General features: G+C 33.6%; 19 protein-coding genes and 1 tRNA gene. 11 read left to right on the top strand and 9 right to left on the bottom strand.

Going from position 1 to position 23,311, the window contains the following annotated elements:
• Nucleotides 1-223: 223 nt before the first annotated feature.
• The 3 genes from OLM51_RS09125 to OLM51_RS09115 all read right to left on the bottom strand — a co-directional run bounded on the left by OLM51_RS09125 (nucleotide 224) and on the right by OLM51_RS09115 (nucleotide 3,375).
• Nucleotides 224-2,464 carry a hypothetical protein gene (locus OLM51_RS09125; RefSeq protein WP_264554006.1) on the bottom strand — a complete coding sequence of 747 codons (2,241 nt, stop codon included), beginning with the start codon at nucleotides 2,462-2,464 and terminating at the stop codon, nucleotides 224-226.
• A 243-nt stretch (nucleotides 2,465-2,707) separates the two neighbouring features.
• Nucleotides 2,708-2,824, bottom strand: a tRNA-OTHER gene (locus tag OLM51_RS09120).
• A gap of 167 nt (nucleotides 2,825-2,991) precedes the next feature.
• Nucleotides 2,992-3,375 (bottom strand): hypothetical protein, encoded by a 384-nt coding sequence (locus tag OLM51_RS09115; protein WP_264554005.1) that lies wholly within the window; start codon nucleotides 3,373-3,375, stop codon nucleotides 2,992-2,994.
• A 94-nt stretch (nucleotides 3,376-3,469) separates the two neighbouring features.
• On the opposite strand from OLM51_RS09115, the gene OLM51_RS09110 reads away from it, so the two are divergent.
• From OLM51_RS09110 to OLM51_RS09070, 9 genes are all read left to right on the top strand, one after another.
• Nucleotides 3,470-4,117, top strand: coding sequence for a hypothetical protein (locus tag OLM51_RS09110; RefSeq protein ID WP_264554004.1), 648 nt, complete (start codon nucleotides 3,470-3,472; stop codon nucleotides 4,115-4,117).
• A 265-nt stretch (nucleotides 4,118-4,382) separates the two neighbouring features.
• Nucleotides 4,383-5,420 (top strand): helix-turn-helix transcriptional regulator, encoded by a 1,038-nt coding sequence (locus OLM51_RS09105; RefSeq protein WP_264554003.1) that lies wholly within the window; start codon nucleotides 4,383-4,385, stop codon nucleotides 5,418-5,420.
• A gap of 221 nt (nucleotides 5,421-5,641) precedes the next feature.
• Nucleotides 5,642-6,100 carry a MarR family winged helix-turn-helix transcriptional regulator gene (locus tag OLM51_RS09100; RefSeq protein ID WP_264554002.1) on the top strand — a complete coding sequence of 153 codons (459 nt, stop codon included), beginning with the start codon at nucleotides 5,642-5,644 and terminating at the stop codon, nucleotides 6,098-6,100.
• Between the two features lie 56 nt (nucleotides 6,101-6,156).
• Nucleotides 6,157-8,547 (top strand): 3-hydroxyacyl-CoA dehydrogenase/enoyl-CoA hydratase family protein, encoded by a 2,391-nt coding sequence (locus tag OLM51_RS09095; protein WP_264554001.1) that lies wholly within the window; start codon nucleotides 6,157-6,159, stop codon nucleotides 8,545-8,547.
• Nucleotides 8,548-8,722: 175 nt separating this feature from the next.
• On the top strand, nucleotides 8,723-9,904 hold the full coding sequence (locus OLM51_RS09090) for a thiolase family protein (RefSeq protein ID WP_264554000.1): 1,182 nt from the start codon (nucleotides 8,723-8,725) through the stop codon (nucleotides 9,902-9,904).
• A gap of 154 nt (nucleotides 9,905-10,058) precedes the next feature.
• The gene (locus tag OLM51_RS09085; RefSeq protein WP_264553999.1) at nucleotides 10,059-10,409 is read left to right on the top strand and encodes a four helix bundle protein; all 351 of its coding nucleotides are present in this window, start codon (nucleotides 10,059-10,061) and stop codon (nucleotides 10,407-10,409) included.
• A gap of 56 nt (nucleotides 10,410-10,465) precedes the next feature.
• Nucleotides 10,466-12,271, top strand: coding sequence for an acyl-CoA dehydrogenase family protein (locus tag OLM51_RS09080; RefSeq protein ID WP_264553998.1), 1,806 nt, complete (start codon nucleotides 10,466-10,468; stop codon nucleotides 12,269-12,271).
• A 231-nt stretch (nucleotides 12,272-12,502) separates the two neighbouring features.
• Nucleotides 12,503-13,594 carry a glycoside hydrolase family 18 protein gene (locus tag OLM51_RS09075; protein ID WP_264553997.1) on the top strand — a complete coding sequence of 364 codons (1,092 nt, stop codon included), beginning with the start codon at nucleotides 12,503-12,505 and terminating at the stop codon, nucleotides 13,592-13,594.
• A 261-nt stretch (nucleotides 13,595-13,855) separates the two neighbouring features.
• Entirely contained in the window at nucleotides 13,856-16,174 is a 2,319-nt protein-coding gene (locus tag OLM51_RS09070; RefSeq protein ID WP_264553996.1) for a mechanosensitive ion channel family protein, read from the top strand.
• A gap of 61 nt (nucleotides 16,175-16,235) precedes the next feature.
• Here OLM51_RS09070 and OLM51_RS09065 read toward each other — a convergent pair whose 3' ends face one another.
• The 4 genes from OLM51_RS09065 to OLM51_RS09050 all read right to left on the bottom strand — a co-directional run bounded on the left by OLM51_RS09065 (nucleotide 16,236) and on the right by OLM51_RS09050 (nucleotide 18,749).
• Nucleotides 16,236-16,721, bottom strand: coding sequence for a hypothetical protein (locus tag OLM51_RS09065; RefSeq protein WP_264553995.1), 486 nt, complete (start codon nucleotides 16,719-16,721; stop codon nucleotides 16,236-16,238).
• An 85-nt stretch (nucleotides 16,722-16,806) separates the two neighbouring features.
• Entirely contained in the window at nucleotides 16,807-17,724 is a 918-nt protein-coding gene (locus OLM51_RS09060; protein WP_264553994.1) for a transporter, read from the bottom strand.
• A gap of 41 nt (nucleotides 17,725-17,765) precedes the next feature.
• Nucleotides 17,766-18,287: a DUF4251 domain-containing protein gene (locus OLM51_RS09055; RefSeq protein ID WP_264553993.1), complete on the bottom strand. Its 522-nt coding sequence runs from the start codon at nucleotides 18,285-18,287 to the stop codon at nucleotides 17,766-17,768.
• A gap of 36 nt (nucleotides 18,288-18,323) precedes the next feature.
• A complete protein-coding gene (locus OLM51_RS09050; RefSeq protein WP_264553992.1) occupies nucleotides 18,324-18,749 on the bottom strand; it encodes an META domain-containing protein in 426 nt (141 codons plus the stop codon).
• A gap of 213 nt (nucleotides 18,750-18,962) precedes the next feature.
• Here OLM51_RS09050 and OLM51_RS09045 point away from each other — a divergent pair, with 213 nt between their 5' ends.
• Both OLM51_RS09045 and OLM51_RS09040 read left to right on the top strand, forming a co-directional pair.
• The gene (locus tag OLM51_RS09045) at nucleotides 18,963-19,490 is read left to right on the top strand and encodes a superoxide dismutase family protein (RefSeq protein ID WP_264553991.1); all 528 of its coding nucleotides are present in this window, start codon (nucleotides 18,963-18,965) and stop codon (nucleotides 19,488-19,490) included.
• Between the two features lie 107 nt (nucleotides 19,491-19,597).
• On the top strand, nucleotides 19,598-20,800 hold the full coding sequence (locus OLM51_RS09040) for an LETM1-related biofilm-associated protein (protein ID WP_264553990.1): 1,203 nt from the start codon (nucleotides 19,598-19,600) through the stop codon (nucleotides 20,798-20,800).
• A 38-nt stretch (nucleotides 20,801-20,838) separates the two neighbouring features.
• On the opposite strand, the gene can is transcribed toward OLM51_RS09040, so the two are convergent.
• Nucleotides 20,839-21,474, bottom strand: a complete 636-nt coding sequence (can, locus tag OLM51_RS09035) for a carbonate dehydratase (RefSeq protein ID WP_264553989.1) — start codon at nucleotides 21,472-21,474, stop codon at nucleotides 20,839-20,841.
• Nucleotides 21,475-21,590: 116 nt separating this feature from the next.
• Nucleotides 21,591-23,240: a SulP family inorganic anion transporter gene (locus tag OLM51_RS09030; RefSeq protein WP_264553988.1), complete on the bottom strand. Its 1,650-nt coding sequence runs from the start codon at nucleotides 23,238-23,240 to the stop codon at nucleotides 21,591-21,593.
• Nucleotides 23,241-23,311: the final 71 nt, after the last annotated feature.

Below are 23,311 nucleotides of genomic sequence, written 5' to 3'. Positions count from 1 at the left end.
ATAGGTGCAAAGGTTTTATACTGCTGCGCAGTTATTTTGCGTAGGTTTTATTTCACGCAGATTTTGCAGATTTAAGCAGATCTAAAAAGATTTTTTTATGAATAATCTGCGCTGATCTGCTTAAATCTGCAAAATCTGCGTGAAACATTAAACCTTTGCGGAGACGCACAGCAGTGCGCCTCTACAAAAACCGTTGAACCTTTGCAACTCTGAACCTTTGCCACTAATCTACCAATAATTGCGTAACAACCGCTGGATTCATAGCCCACTGCGCTGTATAAACCTCATCGGCAATTTCATTTTCGGTGATTGTTAAACCTTGGGCTTCCGCTTTAAGCTGTAACAAACTACCGATATTCAATTTGCTGTTTAGTTTTGACAACAACGCCTGAACGCCTTTGAAATCCAAACCACCTACAACCTGACCTCCGAAAGTCATCTCTAACCAAACGATTTCTCTTTTGGCTACATCCAACACTCCAAAAACCAAACCTTTGGCAATATTCTGTGTCACACGAACCTGATGATCTACACACGACGGATCGTACGCTACACCAGTTTTCTCCGAAATTTTCATCGGGTGTTTGCTGTTCATCCAACCTACAACCAAATTTGGCGTAATACTTCCGTTGCTGTACGCATTACAAGTAAAAGTTACAAATTTAGCTTTGGCTTTCGCCAATTCGTCAATGTTAATGTTGATATATTCGGCAGTTCCAATTTTATTTGGAATGCTTCGGATATCTCCACTATGCTGACAACCTGTAGTCGTCAATCGGCTGAAAGAACAAATATCGGCTTTATCTTCATAAGCGATATGACAGCTTAAATCCATATCTAAATGCTGTGCTGGCAAATCTTTACCCCATTGCATGAACAATCGCACTTCGTTACCTTCAACCGGGAAACGTGTTCCCATTAAAGCAACTGGCAAATCCTGAACTGTATCGCTTCGATCTCCGATAGAAACCGGAATATTAAACAATTGCGGATCGATATAGATTGTTTTGTTGGCGTTCGCAATTTTCGCAAATCGTTTTTTCATGACCAAAAGACACAATTCTTCAATTTGATTTTTCATCGCTTCCAACTGAAAATCTTCATACAACTTCAATAAAGCATTTGCTTCAATTCGTTTGTTTGTTCCTCCCAAAGGTTTCACGCTTCTCTGCATGTTTTTATCAAAATAATTTTGAGCATACATATTTAATGTAAACACCAATCGAGCCGGAACTTTATCGATGATTTCTTCAAAATGAGCAACAGTTTCTTCTGCTCCAAACCAAAGCATGTTTGAGAATAACGAACGAGCAAATAAACCCGGACGCTGTTTCAATAATCCAAATGTTTTATCGGCATCAAATTTCAATCTTGACGAATCTACTTTGCTTTGCCAAACATCGTACACTTGGTTGTAGAATACATCCATTAAAAAGTTCAATTTCTCAAACCCTTTTCTTTTGCTGTATTCTGCCAAACGAAGCGCTCGGATAAAACGAACCCACATTCCTCTTTTTGGATGCATCGTTTCGCACATAGCTTCAACGTCCATATTCATATTGTTCAACCAATTTGCGACCATTAAACATTCTTTTCGGGAATATTTAAGTTTCAAATCTTTTTGAGATGCAATTCTTGCCTGAACGCTTATATCTAAAACATTATGGAAATGTTGTGCATTTTTTGATGTTCTTTTGATAATCGTTTTTGGCTCAATAATCTGAAGCATTCCTGTGTTTTTATACCATAAGTATCGTAAGATATCGGTTGGTGTTTTCAAAAACTGAGACGCTTCTTCTTCTTTGCCATTTTCGATCAAAAGATCAATCACCAACATTAAAGTTTCCTTCATTGCTACTTCTGTTTTTGGTAAAGGCAAATAGTGCATCGCCATTTTTAAACTATCTACCTGAGTAGCGTCTAAAGCGGTTTTAGATTGCAATAACGATATATAGAAATCATTTAAATCTTTTTCTGTCCAAAATTCAAGCATTTTCAATTTGCTTCCTTGACCAATATTTTCCAGTTTTCCAAATTCAAACGGAGTTCCGCAGAACGGACAACCATTGTATCTTTCTAATGGGAAAGTATTATCCGGGATAATATGTCCGCATTGTAAAGTTGTTCCGTTTTTAGTTTTAAAAATATTTCCGAAATACGTGATAATATGATCCACAACAGATTCACCCGTTGGAATATTCCATTCTTTTACCAATGGCGTCCAGTTTTTATCTGTTCCTAAAACTTCTCTCAGAACTTCTAAAACCTCAACTTTATAATTTGGGCTTACATTATTTAAAGCATGCAATAACGATTCAGAAAATGTAAATCCAAGTTTAGAAACATTGGCTAACAAAACTGAAGTTGTTCCTGATAAATTTTTAACATCATTCGTAATCATTTCTGCTGGAATGAAAATAGCATTTTGGCGTAAACTGATTTTTAATAATTCTCTTGTTTTCATTTTTTTTAATTTTTTAAAATTTAGATAATTGCGTTTCTGAGTTCTACCTAAAAGATTTTTGAAGTAAGAAACACTTGACCTGAAATTGGAGTGCAATGAATTAACTGAACTAAAATGGAGCGGGTTACCGCGAAGAAGTAAGTTAATTTTGACCCTCGTTTTTATTAATGATGATTCTAAAACTTGCCGGACTCGAACCGGAATACCAATTTTCTGAAGTAAGTTTTAATTGACCATTAATTGTGAAGCAGATGGGATTCGAACCCACGACACGGACATTAGAAGTGTACGAAGTAAGTTTAGATTGACCTTTTCAGGATAATTTCAAAACTACCTGCTCTACCGCTGAGCTACTGCTTCATGATAATTAAATAAAAAGGTAATGGTGTAAGTGTGTACATTGGAAAGTTTTCGAAGTAACTCAAACTTGACCTGTTTTATTCTTTATTTTATTTATATGAACGTTTGTTTTTTATTTCTGAACAAAGATTTTAAAACTAGTGCGCAGTAATTTTGCGCAGTAAGAATTATAATTTTAATTCTTTAAAAATATTATCCCCAATCTTTTCTTTTATAACCACTTTATCGTTACTAAATTCTATACAATCATCTGTCCAGCAATCCGAAAATTCTGTTGCAACTTCATGACCATTAAAACACAATTTATTCATACCGTCCAAGCCAGAGCTTCCGCAACATCCCTGAAATCTTTTCATATCAGGATGATCTTTTAATTTATAATTATCTATAGGAACAATGATGGAATTTTTGAGAGATGCTTCTTGAGATCGAATAAAGAAATGATTTTCGGGCATTATACCAAAATCGTATTCCCATATGGCATTAGATTCTACTAACTCATCAGTCAATTCAATTTCACATTCTTTACAATAAATTTTAATAGTTCTCATAACTGTTTCGTTTTAACATTGCAAAGATTTCAGAACTACTACGCAATTATTTTGCGCAGTAAAAAAAGAATTTTAAATTTGAGTAAAAAACAACATGAATTTAGAGAAAATATATTCTGATTTACTTTTAAATATTGGCTTTTCAGCAAATGAAGTTCAGCAAAACTGGTTGAATTTAGAAAAGGCATATTCCAAAAAATCAAGGCATTATCACAATCTCACGCATTTAAAAGAAATGATTGTCAGTTTTGAAATGTATCATGATCAACTTCAAAATCCGAATGAAGTATTATTTTCTATTTTTTATCACGATTATGTTTATTCCGCTTCTAAAAAAGATAACGAACTTAAAAGTGCTGAGTTTGCTGTATCTATTTTTACAGATATTAAACCCGACAGGTTTTTAAAACCTGTCGGGTTTGCGGAATTTGATCGTCAATTAGTTTTTGATGCCATTTGCGCCACACAGCAACATCAACATAATTCTATTGAAGATATTAATTGGTTAATCGATTTTGATTTGAAAATCCTCGCTAAAGATTGGGATGATTATAAAATCTATTTTGAACAAATTAGAAAAGAATATCGTATTTATCCTGATTTTCTATACAAACCCGGACGCGCAAAAGCTTTGAAACATTTTCTGGAGAATGAGTTTATTTTTCAGACCGATGAGTTTAGAAGTTTGTATGAAGAGAAAGCGAGAATTAATATTGAAAAGGAAATTTTATTGTTGACGTAGATACCACCGTTATTAAAGCCGACAGGTTTTAGAAACCTGTCGGCTTTGCTCACCCAAAAACTGGAACTAATTATAAGTAATTAAAATACCTAAAATTTGAATCTCGCAAAGACGCTAATGCGCAAAGTTTTTTTTCACGCTCCCGATAGCTATCGGGATTGCAGATTTAAGCAGATTTTTTTAAATCATTTTAATCCTCATAATCTGTGGCATAAAAAACAAAAAACTTAGTGCCTTCGCGCCTTTGTGGCAAAACAACACAAGAATGTCACAAAATAAAAACGCCTTAATTCGCTACAAAACGATTGACAAATGTCTGCAGAATAAATACAGGCAATGGACACTCGAAGATTTAATCGAATGCTGTTCTGAAGCTTTATTCGAATATGAAGGACGACAAAATCCAATCAGTAAGCGAACCATTCAAATGGATATTCAGCTAATGCGAAGTGAAAAATTGGGGTATAACGCGCCAATCGTGGTTTACGATAAAAAGTATTATAAATATGAAGACGAAGATTTTTCGATAACCGATATTCCGCTAACGGAAACGGATATGAATGTTTTGACCGAAACCGTTTCGATGCTAAAACAGTTTAAGGATTTCTCCTTATTTAATGATGTATCAGATATTCTACAGCGCTTGGAAGATAAAATCTATGCCGAGAAGTCGCATACCAAACCCGTAATATATCTGGATAAAAATGAGAAACTAAAAGGACTTCATTATCTGGACGAAATTTATCAGGCGATTATCAAAAAAATGGTTCTGATTATTACGTATAAATCTTTTAAATCTACTGAAGAAACAAAATTCCATTTTCATCCTTTTATATTAAAGGAATTCAATAATCGCTGGTTTCTAATCGGAAAGAAAAAAGCCTCACAGCCTATAACCAATTTGGCGTTGGACAGAATTATGGCAATTGATTACGATTTTAGTCTTCCTTATATAGAAGAAGATTTTGATGCAGATTCTTATTATAAGAACATAATTGGAGTAACCGTAAACTCCGGTTTGCAGCCCAGACGTATAGAACTTTGGGTTGATGCTGCAAATGCACCTTATGTCATTACAAAACCTCTGCACTCTTCTCAGCGACTTATTAAAGAAAACGAAGACGGAAGTATTATAATTAGCTTATTTCTGATCTCTAATTATGAAATGGAAAGGCTTTTATTGGGCTTTGGTGCCGGACTTGAAGTTTTGAAACCTGAATATCTTAGAAACCGCATGCATAAAATCATTAGAAACGCGTTGAACAAATACGAATCTGAGAATAATACTGCATTAAATCCATAATTTTTTACAAAAAGAAGAATTAAAACTATTTTTAAAACGATAAAACAATTTTTAAAGCATAAAAAATGTTAAAATTTCAAAAAAGAATAGTATATTTCAGTTAAAATTTAACCATAAACCCCTATAAATCAAAGACCTTTTTTAATTAACCAAAAATTTATTCAAAATTAATATGCATGCATAGTATTTTTTGATTATATTTGAAATCGATATAGTTACCTATGAAAGACAAAACAATAGATTATATTTTGAGAGCTACATGGCAGGCTGTTTCAAGAATGTATAACGAAGAAGCGGCAAAATACGATGCTACAATGGCAACGGGATTTGCTCTTTTAAGTATGGACAAGGAAGAAGGAACTCCATCAACCGCTTTAGGACCAAGAATGGGTATGGAAGCCACAAGCCTGACCAGAACATTAAAATCTATGGAAGACAAAGGTTTGATTGTTCGCAAAAAAAATCCAAGCGACGGTCGTGGTGTTTTAATATACCTAACCGAATTTGGAAAAGAAAAAAGAGATTTATCTAAAAATACAGTCCTGAAGTTTAATGAGACCGTTAGAAAACATGTTTCTGATGAAAAACTGAAACACTTTATTGAAGTTTCGGAAATCATTAATGAATTAATTCATGACAAAAACATATTTAATCAAACAGAAAATATAGAAAATGAATAGCATTTGCTACTACAGGAAATGATTCAGATTCTGCAATAAAAACAAATTAACTCATTATGAAACGCACAATTAAAAAAGTTGCTGTAATTGGATCCGGAATTATGGGTTCAGGAATAGCTTGCCATTTTGCCAATATTGGTGTTGAAGTTTTACTTCTTGACATCGTACCGCGCGAATTGACCGAGGCTGAAGCTAAAAAAGGATTAACTCTTGAAAGTAAAGCTGTTCGCAACCGAGTGGTAAATGAGCACTTGGCGAATTCATTAAAATCGAAACCATCTCCTATTTACAGTCAAAAATTTGCAAACCGAATCACAACTGGAAATACGACAGACGATATGGCAAAAATTGCTAATGTTGACTGGATTATCGAGGTTGTAGTTGAACGTTTAGATATTAAGAAATTAGTTTTTGAACAAATCGAAAAATTCCGTAAACCGGGAACTTTGGTTACTTCTAATACTTCTGGTATTCCAATTCACTTTATGAGTGAAGGAAGAAGCGAAGATTTCCAACAACACTTCTGCGGAACACACTTTTTTAACCCTGCGCGTTACTTAAAATTATTTGAAATTATTCCTGGTCCAAAAACTTCAACTGAAGTATTGGATTTCTTAAACGAATACGGATCTAAATTCTTAGGAAAAACTTCGGTTGTTGCTAAAGATACTCCGGCGTTTATTGGAAACAGAATTGGTATTTACGGAATCCAGAGTTTATTCCATTTAGTAAAAGAAATGGGATTAACAATTGAAGAAGTTGATAAATTGACTGGTCCGGTAATTGGTCGTCCAAAATCGGCTACATTCCGTACGGTTGATGTTGTTGGTTTGGATACTTTGGTACACGTTGCCAACGGTATTTATGAAAACTGCCCGAACGACGAACAACACGAATTGTTCAAACTTCCTGATTTCATCAACAAAATGATGGAAAACAATTGGCTAGGAAGCAAAACTGGACAAGGTTTTTATAAAAAAGTAGATAAAGATATTCTTTCTCTTGACTTAAATACATTAGAATACCGCGCTGCAAAAAAAGCAAATTTTGCTACGCTTGAACTAACAAAAACTATCGATAAACCAATCAATCGTTTTAAAGTTTTAGTAAAAGGAACAGACAAAGCGGGAGAATTCTACCGTAAGAGTTTCGCTGGAATGTTTGCTTATGTGTCAAACAGAATTCCTGAAATCTCAGACGAATTATACAAAATTGATGATGCTATGAAAGCTGGTTTTGGATGGGAAAATGGTCCATTCGAAATCTGGGATGCCATTGGTGTTGCCAAAGGAATTGAAATCATGAAAGCTGAAGGTCTTGAACCAGCTGCATGGGTTACTGAAATGCTGGTTTCTGGAAGCGACAGTTTCTATACTGTAAAAGAAGGAGCGACTTATTTCTATAATATTCCAACAAAATCACAAGTAAAAGTTCCTGGACAAGATTCATTCATTATCCTAAACAACATTCGCGAAAGCAAAAAAGTTTGGAGCAATAGTGGTGCAATCATTCAGGATTTAGGAGACGGAATTTTGAACTTAGAATTCCAATCTAAAATGAATACTATTGGCGGCGATGTTCTTCAAGCTATCAATAAAGCAATCGACTTATCTGAAAAAGAATATCAAGGTTTAGTTATTGGTAACCAAGCAGCGAATTTCTCTGTTGGAGCTAATATCGGAATGATTTTCATGATGGCAGTTGAGCAGGAATACGACGAATTGAACATGGCGATCAAATTGTTCCAGGACACAATGATGCGCGTTCGTTATTCTTCGATTCCAGTTGTGGTTGCGCCTCACGGAATGACTTTTGGTGGTGGATGCGAAATGAGCTTACACGCTGATAAAGTGGTTGCTGCTGCAGAAACTTATATGGGATTAGTTGAATTTGGTGTTGGTGTACTTCCTGGTGGTGGTGGATCTAAAGAAATGGCTTTAAGAGCTTCAGATTTATTCCGCAAAAACGATGTGGAATTAAACGTTCTTCAAGAGTATTTCTTAACAATCGCCATGGCTAAAGTTTCGACTTCTGGTTATGAAGCTTTTGATACTGGACTTCTTCAACACGGGAAAGATGTTATTGTGGTAAACAAAGATCGTCAGATCGCTGAAGCTAAAAAACATGCTTTGTTAATGGCTGAAGCTGGTTATACACAACCAATCAGAAGAACTGATGTGAAAGTATTAGGAAAACAAGCTCTTGGAATGTTCTTAGTAGGAACAGATCAAATGGAAGCTGGAAAATACATTTCTGAGCACGACAAGAAAATCGCTAACAAACTGGCTTACGTAATGGCTGGTGGTGATTTATCTGAAGCGACTTTAGTATCTGAGCAATATTTATTAGATATCGAACGTGAAGCTTTCTTATCTCTTTGTACTGAGCGTAAGACTTTAGAAAGAATTCAATATATGTTAACTAAAGGAAAACCACTTAGAAATTAGAAAATAGAAGAAAGAGAATAGAATATAGATTTAAGACTTTGTAAAGTCTATTTTCTATACTCTATCTTCTATACTCTTAAAAAATAGAATAAAGAGAAAAGAATATAGATTTTGAGGACAAAGTAATAGTCTATTTTCTATGATCTATTTTCTATAATCTTAAAAAACAAAACAAATGAAAACAGCATATATAGTAAAAGCATATAGAACAGCAGTTGGAAAAGCTCCAAAAGGTGTTTTTAGATTTAAAAGACCTGATGAATTAGCAGCGGAAACTATTCAGTTTATGATGGACGAACTGCCTAATTTTGACAAAAAACGTATCGATGACGTTATGGTAGGAAATGCCATGCCGGAAGCGGAACAAGGACTTAACGTTGGACGTTTGATCTCATTAATGGGATTAAAAGTAGAAGACGTTCCTGGAGTTACAGTAAACCGTTATTGTGCATCTGGATTAGAAACTATCGGGATGGCAACTGCTAAAATCCAATCAGGAATGGCAGATTGTATCATTGCGGGTGGTGCAGAAAGTATGAGTTTTATTCCGATGGGAGGTTACAAACCAACTCCGGATTATAAAGTTGCTGCTGCAGGTCACGAAGATTATTATTGGGGAATGGGTTTAACTGCTGAAGCGGTTGCTAACCAATATAAAATCTCTAGAGAAGATCAGGATGAGTTTGCTTACAACTCTCACATGAAAGCCTTGAAAGCACAGGCAGAAGGAAAATTTGACAAACAAATCGTTCCGATTACTGTTGAGCAGACTTTCATTAATGAAAACGGTAAAAAAGAAACAAAATCATACGTTGTAAATAAAGACGAAGGACCAAGAGCAGGAACTACTAAAGAAGCTTTAGCAGGTTTAAGACCAGTTTTTGCTGCTGACGGAAGTGTAACTGCAGGTAACTCTTCTCAAATGAGTGACGGTGCTGCTTTTGTTTTAATCATGAGTGAAGAAATGGTAAAAGAATTAAACCTTGAGCCAATTGCAAGACTTGTAAACTTTGCTTCTTCTGGTGTTGAGCCAAGAATTATGGGTATCGGTCCTGTAAAAGCAATTCCGAAAGCTTTAAAACAAGCGGGATTAACATTAAACGATATCGAGTTAATTGAATTAAACGAGGCTTTTGCTTCACAAGCTTTAGCAGTTACTCGTGAGTTAAACATTAATCCAGAAATCGTAAACGTAAACGGTGGAGCTATCTCTTTAGGACACCCTCTGGGTTGTACAGGAGCTAAACTTTCTGTTCAGTTATTCGACGAAATGAAACGCAGAGGTAACAAATACGGAATCGTGAGTATGTGTGTGGGAACTGGACAAGGTTCTGCGGGGATTTACGAGGTTCTTTAAAATAGAGAATAGAATATAGAATAAAGAGAATAGATGTTTTTCTTTGAGAATAAGGATATATACTTTTTGGAATAATAAAATGTTTTAAAAGGCAAATAAAAATAGTATTAATCTTACTTTTTTATTATAATTTCTTAAATTGACTCAAAAAAACATGAGACATAATTATAAGAACTTAAAGATTTGGAAGATCGGAATTGCAATTGCTAATGAAATTTCAGATATATTAATAGAATTTCCAAAACACGAACGATACGATTTGATTTCTCAAATAAGCAGATGTTCGGTTTCGATGCCTAGTAATATTGCCGAAGGATCTTCAAGAACTGATAAGTCTTTCAGTCACTTTTTAGACATTTCTCTTGGTTCTTCATTTGAACTAATTACACAATTATTGATTGCTAAACATAGAAAATATATAAACGAGATACAATTTAACCAATTAGAAATTAAAATAGAAGAATTCCAAAGAATGACAATGGGTTTTCAAAACGGACTAAAGTAAAAGTCTATTTTCTATACTCTATATTCTATTTTCTTTCATAAAAAAACAAAAACAAAATGGCAGATACAATCGAAAAAAACGTGACTCGTGGTGGTCAGTTTTTAGTTAAAGAAACAAAATGCGAAGATATCTTTACACCAGAAGATTTCTCTGAAGAGCAGTTAATGATGCGTGACTCTGTAAAAGAGTTCGTTGACAAAGAATTATGGGCGCATAAAGATCGTTTCGAAAAGAAAGATTATGCTTACACAGAATCATCTATGCGTAAAGCTGGTGAACTAGGACTTCTTGGAGTTGCAGTTCCAGAAGAATACGGCGGATTAGGAATGGGATTCGTATCTACAATGTTAGTTTGTGACTACATTTCTGGAGCAACTGGATCTTTCTCAACTGCTTTTGGTGCACACACAGGAATTGGAACTATGCCAATTACACTTTACGGTACTGAAGAACAAAAGAAAAAATACGTTCCGAAATTGGCTTCTGGAGAATGGTTTGGAGCTTATTGCTTAACTGAACCAGGCGCAGGATCTGATGCAAACTCAGGAAAAACTAAAGCAGTTTTATCTGAAGATGGAAAATACTACTCTATTACAGGACAAAAAATGTGGATTTCGAATGCAGGTTTCTGTAGCGTTTTCATCGTTTTTGCTCGTATTGGAGATGATAAGAACATTACAGGTTTCATCGTAGAAAACGATCCTTCAAACGGAATTTCTATGAATGAAGAAGAGCATAAATTAGGAATCCGTGCTTCTTCTACTCGTCAGGTTTTCTTCAACGATACAAAAGTACCGGTTGAAAACATGTTGTCTGAAAGAGGAAACGGTTTCAAAATCGCAATGAATGCTTTGAACGTTGGTCGTATTAAATTGGCTGCAGCTTGTTTAGATGCTCAAAGAAGAGTTACTTCTGGAGCTGTAAAATATGCTAACGAAAGAATCCAGTTCAATACTTCTATTTCATCTTTTGGGGCTATCCGTTCTAAATTAGCTGAAATGGCAACTAACGCTTACGCTGGAGAAAGTGCTTCTTACCGTGCTGCAAAAGACATTGAAGACAGAATCGCAGCTCGTGAAGCTGAAGGAACTAGCCACCAAGAAGCAGAATTGAAAGGTGTTGAAGAATATGCTATCGAGTGTTCTATCTTGAAAGTAGCTGTTTCTGAAGATGTTCAATCTTGTTCTGACGAAGGTATTCAGATTTTTGGTGGAATGGGATTCTCTGAAGACACTCCAATGGAAAGTGCCTGGAGAGATGCTCGTATCGCTCGTATCTACGAAGGAACAAACGAAATCAACAGAATGCTTTCTGTAGGTATGTTGATCAAAAAAGCAATGAAAGGACACGTTGATTTACTTGGACCAGCAATGAAAGTTCAGGAAGAATTAATGGGAATTCCATCTTTTGATACTCCGGATTTCTCTGAATTATTTGCAGAAGAAAAAGGAATCATTGCTAACTTGAAAAAAGTTTTCTTAATGGTTGCAGGAAGTGCTGTTCAAAAATACGGTCCTGAATTAGATGCTCACCAACAATTATTAATGGCTGCATCTGATATCTTAATCGAAATTTACATGGCTGAAAGTACGATTCTTAGAACTGAGAAATTAGCTAAAACTCAAGGTGAAGATAAAGTTCAGGAGCAAATTGCTATGGCAAAATTATACTTATACAAAGCAGTAGATATTGTAAACTTAAGAGGAAAAGAAGGAATTGCTTCTTTCGCTGAAGGTGACGAACAACGTATGATGTTAATGGGATTAAAACGTTTTACAAAATACACAAACTTGCCAAACGTAGTGGCATTGAGAGAAAAAATCGCAGCAAAATTAGTAGCAGAAGATACATACTGCTTCTAATGTAAAAATAGTTTTTAGCTTTTAATTTGTTATAAACCCGCACAAGTCCGAAACTGTGCGGGTTTATTTTTTTGCTCTGTTTTTGGGAATATAGAAAAGGTATTACGCAATATTTTTGCAGGTATTTGCAAAATTTTCGTTAAAATTTACATTTTAAGCAGGACAAAATAGTTATGTATCGATTGCATTACTTTATATTTAACCTTCAAAAAACTAAAAACAACTAAAACTATGAAACAAATCAGTCTGATTGCCTTATTTTTATTGTGCTTCTGTACTACAAATACATTTGCTCAGAAAAATAAAAAAATGGATATCATCGCTTATTACACAGGTGATGATAAGTTAATTAACGAATACGAAGTCAATAAACTAAATCAAATCATCTTTAGTTTTTGTCATTTAAAAAATGGAAAACTAAATGTTGATTCTGCTAAAGATTCAATCACGATTAAACATCTGGTTTCTTTAAAAGCTAAAAACCCACAATTAAAAATTGTTTTATCACTTGGTGGCTGGGGTGGTTGCGAACCTTGTTCAGCAGCATTCTCTACAGCTGAAGGAAGATTGACTTTTGCAAAATCTGTAAAAGAAGTAAGTGATTATTTTAAGGTTGATGGTTTAGATCTGGATTGGGAATATCCTTCTATCGAAGGATTGCCAGGCCACTTATATCAGGCAGCAGACAAACAAAACTTTACAGAACTCCTTAAAATTTTGCGTTCAACATTAGGAAAAAAATACGAACTAAGTTTTGCAGCTGGAGGTTTTCAAAAATGTCTGGATGAATCTATAGACTGGAAAGCTGTTGCTCCTTATGTAAACCGCATCAATATTATGAGTTACGATTTAGTAAACGGTTATTCTAAAGTAACTGGACATCATACTCCATTATACAGCACAAATCCAAAAGAAGAATCTACAGACAGAGCTGTTACTTACTTGCTAAAACTTGGAGTTCCAGCAGACAAATTAGTTATCGGAGGAGCATTTTATACCAGAACATGGAAAAATGTTGCTAATGTAAACAATGGTCTTTATCAATCTGGAGAACATATTCAAGGTGTTGATTTTAAAAACTTCTCCACTTATTATACTGAAGCTAACGGATGGAAATATTTTTGGGATGATAAAGCTAAAGCGCCTTACTGGTACAATGAAAAAGAAAAAACATTTGCAACAGGAGACGATTTAACCTCAATAAAAGCAAAAGCTGAATATGCAAAAGCCAAAAAATTAGGCGGAATTATGTTCTGGGAACTTCCTCTGGATAAAACCCGAGACGGAATGGTGAATGCTATTTATGAAGTTAAAAACAAATAAGTAAAAAAACAACCTGAAGAACTTTTTTTCAGGTTGTTTTTTTTGTAGTATTTTTGATATGACTCTAAAAACCAAAACATTATGACATTTTATAATAAAACGCGTTATGTTTTTTTAAATCTAAAGAATACTACACAAAAATTGACCTTAAAAGTCTTTATCTTCATATGTCTTCTACATAATTTCACTATCCGTTCACAATCAGATTTGACTAAAGATTCTATTAGCTTAAAAAAAGATAAAATAGAAAATTTACTAAAATTGGATGAGAACAAAAGCAAGGATCTTTTTAAAGAAAATCAAACACATAGGGAGCGCGCTTTATTATTTGATGCAATTGCAAAAAATATCCAAAGTGCTGATCTTATACTAAAAACCGGAATTGATTATAAAGGTTTTACTTCAGAATTAGACTATGTCATTAAACTAAAAAAAACGGCAATTGATGGTATAATCAAAAATAAAAATGATTTTCAAACTCTGAGAAATATCACGGTTACTTCTGTTATGCTAAAAGAATTGCAAACAAGAGTAGATCTTCAACTTGAAAAAATTCAGAAAAACAATTTAGAGCTCAGTCAAATTCAAAGTAAAATTGATTCATTAACCATAAAAAAAGCTCTTTTTATACTTCCAAAGGATTCTTTAAGAAAATCGTTGTATTATGAACGTTATTCTGAAATGAATTCTCAGGTCAAAAAGCTAAATGTAAGATTCAAAAACGCAATAGACAGCATTAGTAAACTGCAGATACTTGCCAGTAAATTTAAATATAATTTACAAAATGATATACTAGAAACTGACAACATTAGAAAAAATGAATTTGAGAATCTGCTTCATTCCGACGGTCAGGTTTTTAAGGCCAGCTCTAATAAAATGTCTTTTTATGATTCCTTTTTTTATTCCTTTTTTAAAGAATTTGTCATTTTAGCCTTCTTTATATCAAACCATTTCAACACTCTCATCCTAATGTTATTGCTTGCAATCGCATTGATTATTTATCTTTTGTTTCTCAAAAACAAATACAAACACGAGGGGCTCTACAATCAGATCGAGTTTTCTAAACGCATTTTTAAACACCCAATAGCCTGTGCCATATTAATTTCTTTTACAATATTTAATTTTTTCTTTGTTTATCCTCCTTTTGCATTTACGGCCTTGATTTGGCTTATTTCAATTATTGCCCTCAATGTAGTCAATAAAGAATATTTCAATGTCAAGGATAAATTTATATGGAGAACCTTTGTTTTGCTAATCCTGTTTACTTTATACGACAATAATATTTTGATACATTCGGTCAAGGAGGTTTTTCTAATTCTAATTTTAGCCATTGTATCGGCCGGATTTAGTTTTTATAATTTAAAAAAGAATAAAAAATTTCTAAATCCTCTTTTTAAATACAGCTTATATACATTAATAGTATTTGAAATCGCTTCTGTTCTATTTATCTTAATTGGCCAAAATTATAACTTAGGAAAATTGTTGATGGTAAACGGGATAATAACGGTATTAATGTATTATCTGTTTTCAAACGCATACCGCTTACTGACTGATATTATAAATTATTCGAATTTTATACGAGAAAGAAATGAAGAAAATCAGCTAGCTATAAATGAACTTGAACAAATCAGTTTTAAAAAAACTCATAATGCATTATTTATCATATGCTGGATCATAACGGTAGGAAAAAATTCTTATTTTTTTCATACTCTGCTCGACCCAGTAATTGATTTTTTCTATGAACGCAGAACCATAGGTGATATTAATTACTCTTACGATAGTATAGTGGTTTTCTTTTTTATCATTTTCATTTCTGTAATTATAGCCAAAATTGTTGCCTTTTTCACAAACAGTTCAATCCGAACTTCTGACACAAACAAAAAAAACAAATTAGGAAGCTGGTTAATATTAATTCAGATTGCCATTTTTAGCATCGGAATTAGTCTTGCCTTTATATCTTCGGGCATTCCTGTTGACCGCCTGACAATCATTATTAGTGCCTTAGGAGTCGGAATCGGATTTGGTCTTCAAACATTGGTAAACAATTTAGTAAGTGGTCTTATAATTGCTTTTGAAAAACCTGTTAATATTGATGACACTATAGATATTGGAGGTCAAACCGTGAAAATGAAATCGATTGGAATCCGAAGCAGTGTAGTAGCCACTTTTGACGGAGCTGATGTTATTATACCAAATGGCGATTTGTTAAGCCAGCACTTAACAAACTGGACTCTGTCAAATAATAAAAAACGAACCGATATTGCTATTGGTGTGGCATATGGCTCTAATCTCCAAGAAGTAAAAGCCTTACTAGAGGAAACCCTTAAAAATCATTCTTTAGTTTTACAGAATCCGCCGCCCATTATTTGGTTTAAAGAATTTAACTCCAGTTCAATTGATATTATAATTAAATTTTGGGTAAATCATATCAGTATGGCAAATGATGTAAAAAGTGATTTAATAATTTCGATTGATAAAACTTTTAGGGATAACCATATCGAAATTCCATTTCCTCAGCAGGACATTTACATCAAACAAATCAATTCTAAAGAATCAGAAACTCAATCTGATATTTCTTAAATAAAAAAACGGCAGTCATCTTAATAGATCACTGCCGTTTTTTATTCTATTAAGGAACAGTTTATTGAACTTTTGTCTTGTCTAATTCTCCAATAAATGGAATCGCCTCTAAAATCTCTCCTTTTATAATCGTTTGAAGATAAACTTCAAGCTGGATAAATTTTGCCGCATTTATTGATCCAATTGCCTTTTTTGCCTGATTATATGTTTTTTCATATAACTTTTCATAAGCAATATGGTTTTTTAAAGTTGCTTTGGCTAATTCATCTGCTTTTGCATCTGTTAAGGTTGCATAATTTGCAGCATAGTCATTAAGCAGCTGAAACTTAGTTCGTCCTAATGCTTTGCGCTCGGTTTCGTAATTATCATAAACCTTTGTAAAAGCTGTTGCTTGTGCATCAGACAGATTCATGTACTGCGTTACCAACTCACTTTTTGATTTTCCGTAAACACTTTGCAAAACATCCACGTCCTCTTTAAAAGCAGACTGAGCATTAACTGAAAATGAGGCAAAAGCCATAATAAGAATAAGACTTAATTTTTTCATAGTTTTGATTTTTAGATTTGTTTTTAGATAATTACACATTCTCAAATATACTGATTTTAAGCATTTTAAACTACACTTACTGACTTTAAAAAAACGAGTATTGATATACTGCAGACAAAGCATAGTAATTCAAACCATTGTTTGTGTAAGCCCCAACATGATATTGCAATTTTATTGATTGGCCTTTACCAACCGGTGTCGAAAAAGTTCCTCCTACCCGCCAATTATCAATCTCACTAGCTTCAGATACACCATCTACAATTGTTTTACCACCAAAAAACCAATTGGTATTAAAACCAACCCACATGTTATTCTTAAAATAATAACTCGCATGTGCCTGTAAGCTATAAGTCGGTTTTTGTTCCATCTTTTTTCCTAAAAAATCATTATTATCGGTGTAGAACCATACACCTCCATACACTTCTGCATAAACATGAGAAAACTTTTTTGAAATACCAATCTCGGGTTTTATTCCCCAGCGATTTGTACCAATATTAACCCGTTTGTCTCCATAATATCTTCCGGTGGGAACTGAAGTTACGAGACTAACCCCTAAAATTGTTTTTTGCTCAAAACTCCTGAAATTCGTTTTATCAAGCGCAGGCGATCCCAGTAAGTTGATTCCAAAACGGACTTTCATATCTGCAAAACCAGTTCTTGAACCTGTAACCATTGCACCATTTACCATTGCAGAACCATCCATAAAGGTAAAAGGAAGAGAAACTTGCACACGCGCCAATTTGTTGGCTAACCCAAAAGTTCGCACATAACTTGCTGCCAGATTATGACTTTGCAGCGTAAAATCGGAAATAGGTAATGACGGATCTGTAAGAACATTTCCATCCATAAATACATAGCCAAATGCAGCAACATTTAGTTTTTTAGGCACATTTGCATATACCCTTGGTTCTAAATCCTGGCTGAAAGCAACATATTTCAGTAAAAAAAACAATAACACATAAAGGTATTTTTTCGGTAAAACTAGAAATGTCTTTTTTGGCATAAATGAGAGGATTGGCGATACAATAACGAAAACTACAACTCTTATTTTTTAACTTCTTCTGTTTTTGGTGCTTCAATTTCACCATCATATGAAATCGGAGCTCTATTATTACTATTAACCGACAGAGATGCTCCTCCATCAGAAAAAATAGTAAATAATAAATCATATACATCATCTTTACCTCTAACCGAAGCTTTTAAAATGTAGCTCTTTTTCTTTTTCTCCACTTTTATATTTTCAGGTACGCCTTCAAATTTAATTCCTCCATCACCTCCGTAAGCCACATTATAAGCACGTCCAAAAAAAGGAAGATCACAAGTTGTTTTTTCCAGACTAAACTTCAAAAAATACGTATTGTAATCTAAGTGAAGAAGTCTGCCTCCCAGCGGAGTTGCCTTTTGTGCTTCAAAAACGAAATTTTTACTGTCTATTAATGCTTCTATTTCTTTTTGCTTTTGCTGTTGTTGTTCGGCTTTAAGTTCTTTTTTAGACTTTTCCTGTCCAAGAGCCGGAAAATTCAAAAACCAAAATAACACTAATAAAATAGATAGTTTAGCTGACATAACTTATAAATTTAATAGAGTTAAGTAACAATGATTTTATTTTTTGGTAAATCGCATCGTGGCAATATCCCCGGAAATAAAATTTAAGGTTTTTCCATCATCGGTAATATCATACGACGTTACTCGTTGTAAAGTATTCATAAAAACCTGCTCCCCTTTCCCATCCATACACATCATTTTGGTAACAGCCATTGGTTGAGTAAAATCTATTTTATTATCTGTTAAACTCAATTTTCCATTAAATGAATTACAACCATTGTTTCCGGAAACATGATTTTCTTTTACATTAAAATTAATGGCCGGTTTCTTATTTGGAAATAACGCATCAAAATCAGCTGTGGGCTCTGCGATATAATTTAACTCCCAATTGCCTTCTAATTTTGAAAGCGAATCATCTTTTTTGCATTTACAGGAAATTACTATGCAACTAAAAAAAACAAGTATAAAAAAATTCTTCATCATAATGTTAAGTATTAAAAATTAATGAATTAGAAAACTCTATTTGGGAAATTTTTCGTTAAAAACGTATACGAATTTAAGCAATATTTTTGTGTTCTCGCCTCTAAATCAGATTAAATTGCAGGCAATAGTTTTAGATTTATTTAACTTTTAGTGTCTCTTATATCGGCTTTTTTATGTTAAATTTACTTAATCTTTAATTTAAAAGCCTCACATATGAAAAAAGCAATTGTTTCTTTCGCTATAATTACAGCCTTAATTATTGGCTGTAAGACCAGTACCAAATCAAATGATGCCAAAACTTTAACCGTAAATTTAGAGCCAAAAAGCAACAGTACTGTTAGCGGAACGGCAACTTTTACAGAGAAAAATGGAAAAGTAACATTTGTTGCAAAAGTAGCTGGTTTGCAACCCGGAGTTCATGCGATTCACATTCATGAAAAATCTGATTGTTCTGCAGCAGACGGAAGTTCTGCTGGAGGACACTGGAATCCAACCTTTAAAAAACACGGAAAATGGGGAGTTGCTGAATATCACAAAGGAGATATTGGAAACTTTACTGCTGATGCAAAAGGTAACGGAACTATAACTTTAACCACAGACGAATGGTGTGTTGGTTGTGGAGATGAAACTAAAGACGTTCTTGGAAAAGGTCTGATTGTACATCAGGGAACAGATGATTTTACCACTCAGCCAACAGGAAATGCCGGCGGAAGAGTAGCCTGTGCAGGAATCATCAAATAAAAAATCATATTTTAACCACTATTTTTCACAAAATTTAGTGGTTATTTTATTTAAAGTGAATTCTAAACAAGAAAAAAAAGTAGCTTTGTAGCCTCAAATTAAAGTTAATGATTAACGCATCGGCATCAGGCTGGATAGATAAGTTTTTTAGCGAGCAAAAGTATTCAGAAGCAATTCCTTTTGAAACTGCAGATTCGTTCTATTATAAAGTGAGAGAAACCGGATTCATTTACGGTCATATCATTGCAATTGATTCACAAATTCCAATTCCGATAAAAGGCTGGTTTAAAACCGAAATTTCTAAAGTTGCCTTATTAAATACCTTATACCATGTTTTTTGTTTAGAAAAAAGAAATTCTGAACCCAATAACTTTATTTCAGAAGTCTTAAAATTCTATAAAGAAATGAATCCTGAAGGATTTAGTTTATTTAAAATTTTACTTCCAAAAGACACTCCTTCTCTTTCATTAGAAAATATCATTGACCAGAGAGTTCAGACTAATGACAGTATTATTAGTAAAAACTTTTCTCATTTGGTGACTAATGCTTTATTATTTATTGACGTTTTAGCATTTAGGCAGTATTTAGAACATGGTCATATTCCTGAAAAATATTTAAAACGAATTGAAGAAACCGTTCTTGGTATTGTTGGTTTGGCATTAAAAACCAAAACCATAAAATCACAGCACGATGATTTATTAATAAAACTATTTGAAGCTTCAATACGCTATTCTAAATTTTCTAAGGTTACTGTTGAAACTTTAGAAACATTACAACTAGAACATTTTAGCAATAAATTAGAACAATATTATTTAATAGATATGGCAGGAATGGCTCTATGGAGCGATGGTGTTGTAGAAAATGAAGAGGCTTATTTTTTATATTCACTAGGTTCTATGATGCATGTCACTGATGAATTTGTAGCCAAAAGTATTGCAACGACAAATGATTTTATAACTACTCATAAAAAGAAAATTCCGTACTTTAACTATTCCAATCCGGTGAAACACTTTTATGATCAAATGACCCACACGGTTGTAAAACTGATCATAAGAAACAAAAACAGACTGGTAAAAGAAATTGTTCAGAGTAAAGAATTAATGGTTCTTTTGGCTTATTCTACTACCAGAGATCTGGATGCCAAAGAAAAGAAAAAAGTAAAAAAACAGCTTTTGGATATTTGCAAAACAATTCCGTCGCTGACTATATTTTTACTTCCGGGCGGCAGTTTATTATTGCCTATACTCATAAAGTTTATCCCAACGATGTTACCATCCGCTTTTAACGAAAATCTGGATGAAAATGAATAAAAAAAATCGCCTTAATTAAAGGCGATTTTTTATTTCTATTATAAATCTAACTGATAAACTGAATCTAATTCATCGTTCGAACTAATTGTTACATTTAAATCGGTTACAAAACCAGAATTTAAACCGTAAACCCAACCGTGCAGCATTAGGTCCTGTCCATTTTTCCAGGCTCCCTGAACGATTGAAGTTTTAGCCAAATTGTAAACTTGCTCTTTAGCATTAATTTCAACAAAGGCGTTAAAACGCTCTGTTTCGTCCTCAATTGAATTTAAATATTTATCATGCAAACGGTACTCATCTTTAATGTGACGAATCCAGTTGTCGATAATTCCAACAGATTGATTCCCCATTGCTGCTTTTACACCACCACAACCGTAATGTCCGCAAACAATAATATGTTTAATTTTTAAAACATTTACCGCATAATCCAAAACGCTTAGCATATTCATATCAGAATGTACTACCATATTTGCAATATTTCTGTGAACAAAAACTTCTCCAGGTTTTGCACCAACAATTTCGTTTGCAGGAACACGACTGTCAGAGCATCCAATCCATAATAATGGTGGCTGTTGTCCTTTTGCCAAATCAGCAAAATAATTAGGATCTTTTGCTAATGAAGTTTCTACCCACTTTTTATTGTTTTCTAATAACTGCTTATAAAATTCTTTCATTTTTTTGTTTTTTGAATAGTATTTCTATGTATTTAGACCTATCAAATAGATTACTGTAAAGTTACCCAAATTTTGACAGTCCACACGTTATAGAAATAGTATAATTTATTTATTTTTTAAAACTCTTCTTTTAATGTTTCTTTTTTCACCAAAGCCCTTTTGGAAACATCATAATAATGCTCGATAGTAACATGATTATTATTTTCGGGAGTATTCTCTAAATCGTATGCTTCTTTAAAACCTTTAAGTTTCACTTTAATATTATCATCAATAGCACGAGTTTCTTTAAACTCGCGAATTAAATCCAAAACATCATGAGCAATATACTCTGTATCATGAGCATTGATAATCACTTTTGAGTTCTCTGGAATTTCGTTCAAAGTTTGCTTGATAGCCGCTTTATTCAAAAACGAAACTTCTTGTGCCAGATCAATATGAATAATGTCTCCATCTTCGTATTCTTCCTTTTTAAAGTTGTAAGCGCGTTTTAAATTTCCTCTTAAAACAAAAATAATACTTATGATAATACCCAACGCAACACCTTTTAGCAAATCTGTTGCAACAACAAAGACCAAAGTTGCAATAAAAGGAATAAATTGATATTTACCCTTTTCCCAGAAATGCATAAAAGTTGCTGGTTTGGCTAATTTATAACCTACTAAAATTAAAACGGTTGCTAATGTTGCCAACGGAATCTTGTTCAAAATGGCCGGAACAGATAAAACACTGATTAACAAAAGTACACCGTGAATAATCGCTGACATTTTAGATTTTGCACCAGCATTATTATTTGCTGATGATCTTACCACAACAGATGTCATTGGTAAACCTCCTAAAAGCGAACTTATTATATTTCCAATACCTTGTGCTCTAAGCTCAACATTTGTATCAGTATAACGCTTTTGAACATCCATTCTGTCTGAAGCTTCAATACACAAAAGTGTTTCAATAGAAGCAACTATAGCAATTGTAACTGCAACAACCCAAACCTGAGGATTTGTAACTGCCGAAAAATTTGGCGTAACAATGATTGCTTTAAATTCATCAAAAGATTTTGGAACCGGTAAGGAAACCAAATGCTCATTTGCAATTGCCAAAGAACTTCCTGTTGAAACAAAAAACTCATTAAGCAATACACCCACTATAACAGCCACAAGAGCTCCGGGTACCAGTTTTAATTTCTTTAAAAAAGAAACTTTATCCCAGGAAATTAATATTACCAACGAAACTAATGAAACAACAACAGCTCCAAGCTGAATATGATTTAAGATATCAAACAAGAACGAAAAAGAGTTGCTGCCATCATTTTGAATAAACGCCTGATCTCCTTCAAAATCAGCATCATACCCAAAAGCGTGCGGTATTTGTTTCAGAATGATAATAATTCCGATACCTGCAAGCATTCCCTCAATAACATTAGTTGGAAAATAATTAGAGATACTTCCGGCTTTTAAAAACCCTAACGCCAATTGAATTAATCCTGCAATAAATACTGACAGTAAAAACACATCAAAAGCACCAAAATCGGTAATTGCTGTTAATATAATTGCTGTTAATCCGGCAGCTGGTCCGGAAACACTAATATGCGACTGGCTCAGATATCCAACTACTATACCACCAACAACACCCGCAATAATTCCAGAAAATAACGGCGCTCCAGATGCCATTGCAATACCTAAACACAATGGAAGAGCCACCAAGAAAACCACTAAACCTGAAGCAAAATCAGATTTAAGGTTAGCAAAAAGATTGATTTTTTTTGTCATAACACAATACTAAAAAAATTATTCATTAAAGAGTAACCGCACTTATTCAAAATGCAGTTCAGGTTCAAAAT

The organism is Flavobacterium sp. N2038 (assembly GCF_025947185.1).
Classification (GTDB): domain Bacteria; phylum Bacteroidota; class Bacteroidia; order Flavobacteriales; family Flavobacteriaceae; genus Flavobacterium.
The sequence above is the reverse complement of the archived record's forward strand: the minus strand, read 5'-3'. Positions and strand labels throughout refer to the sequence as shown.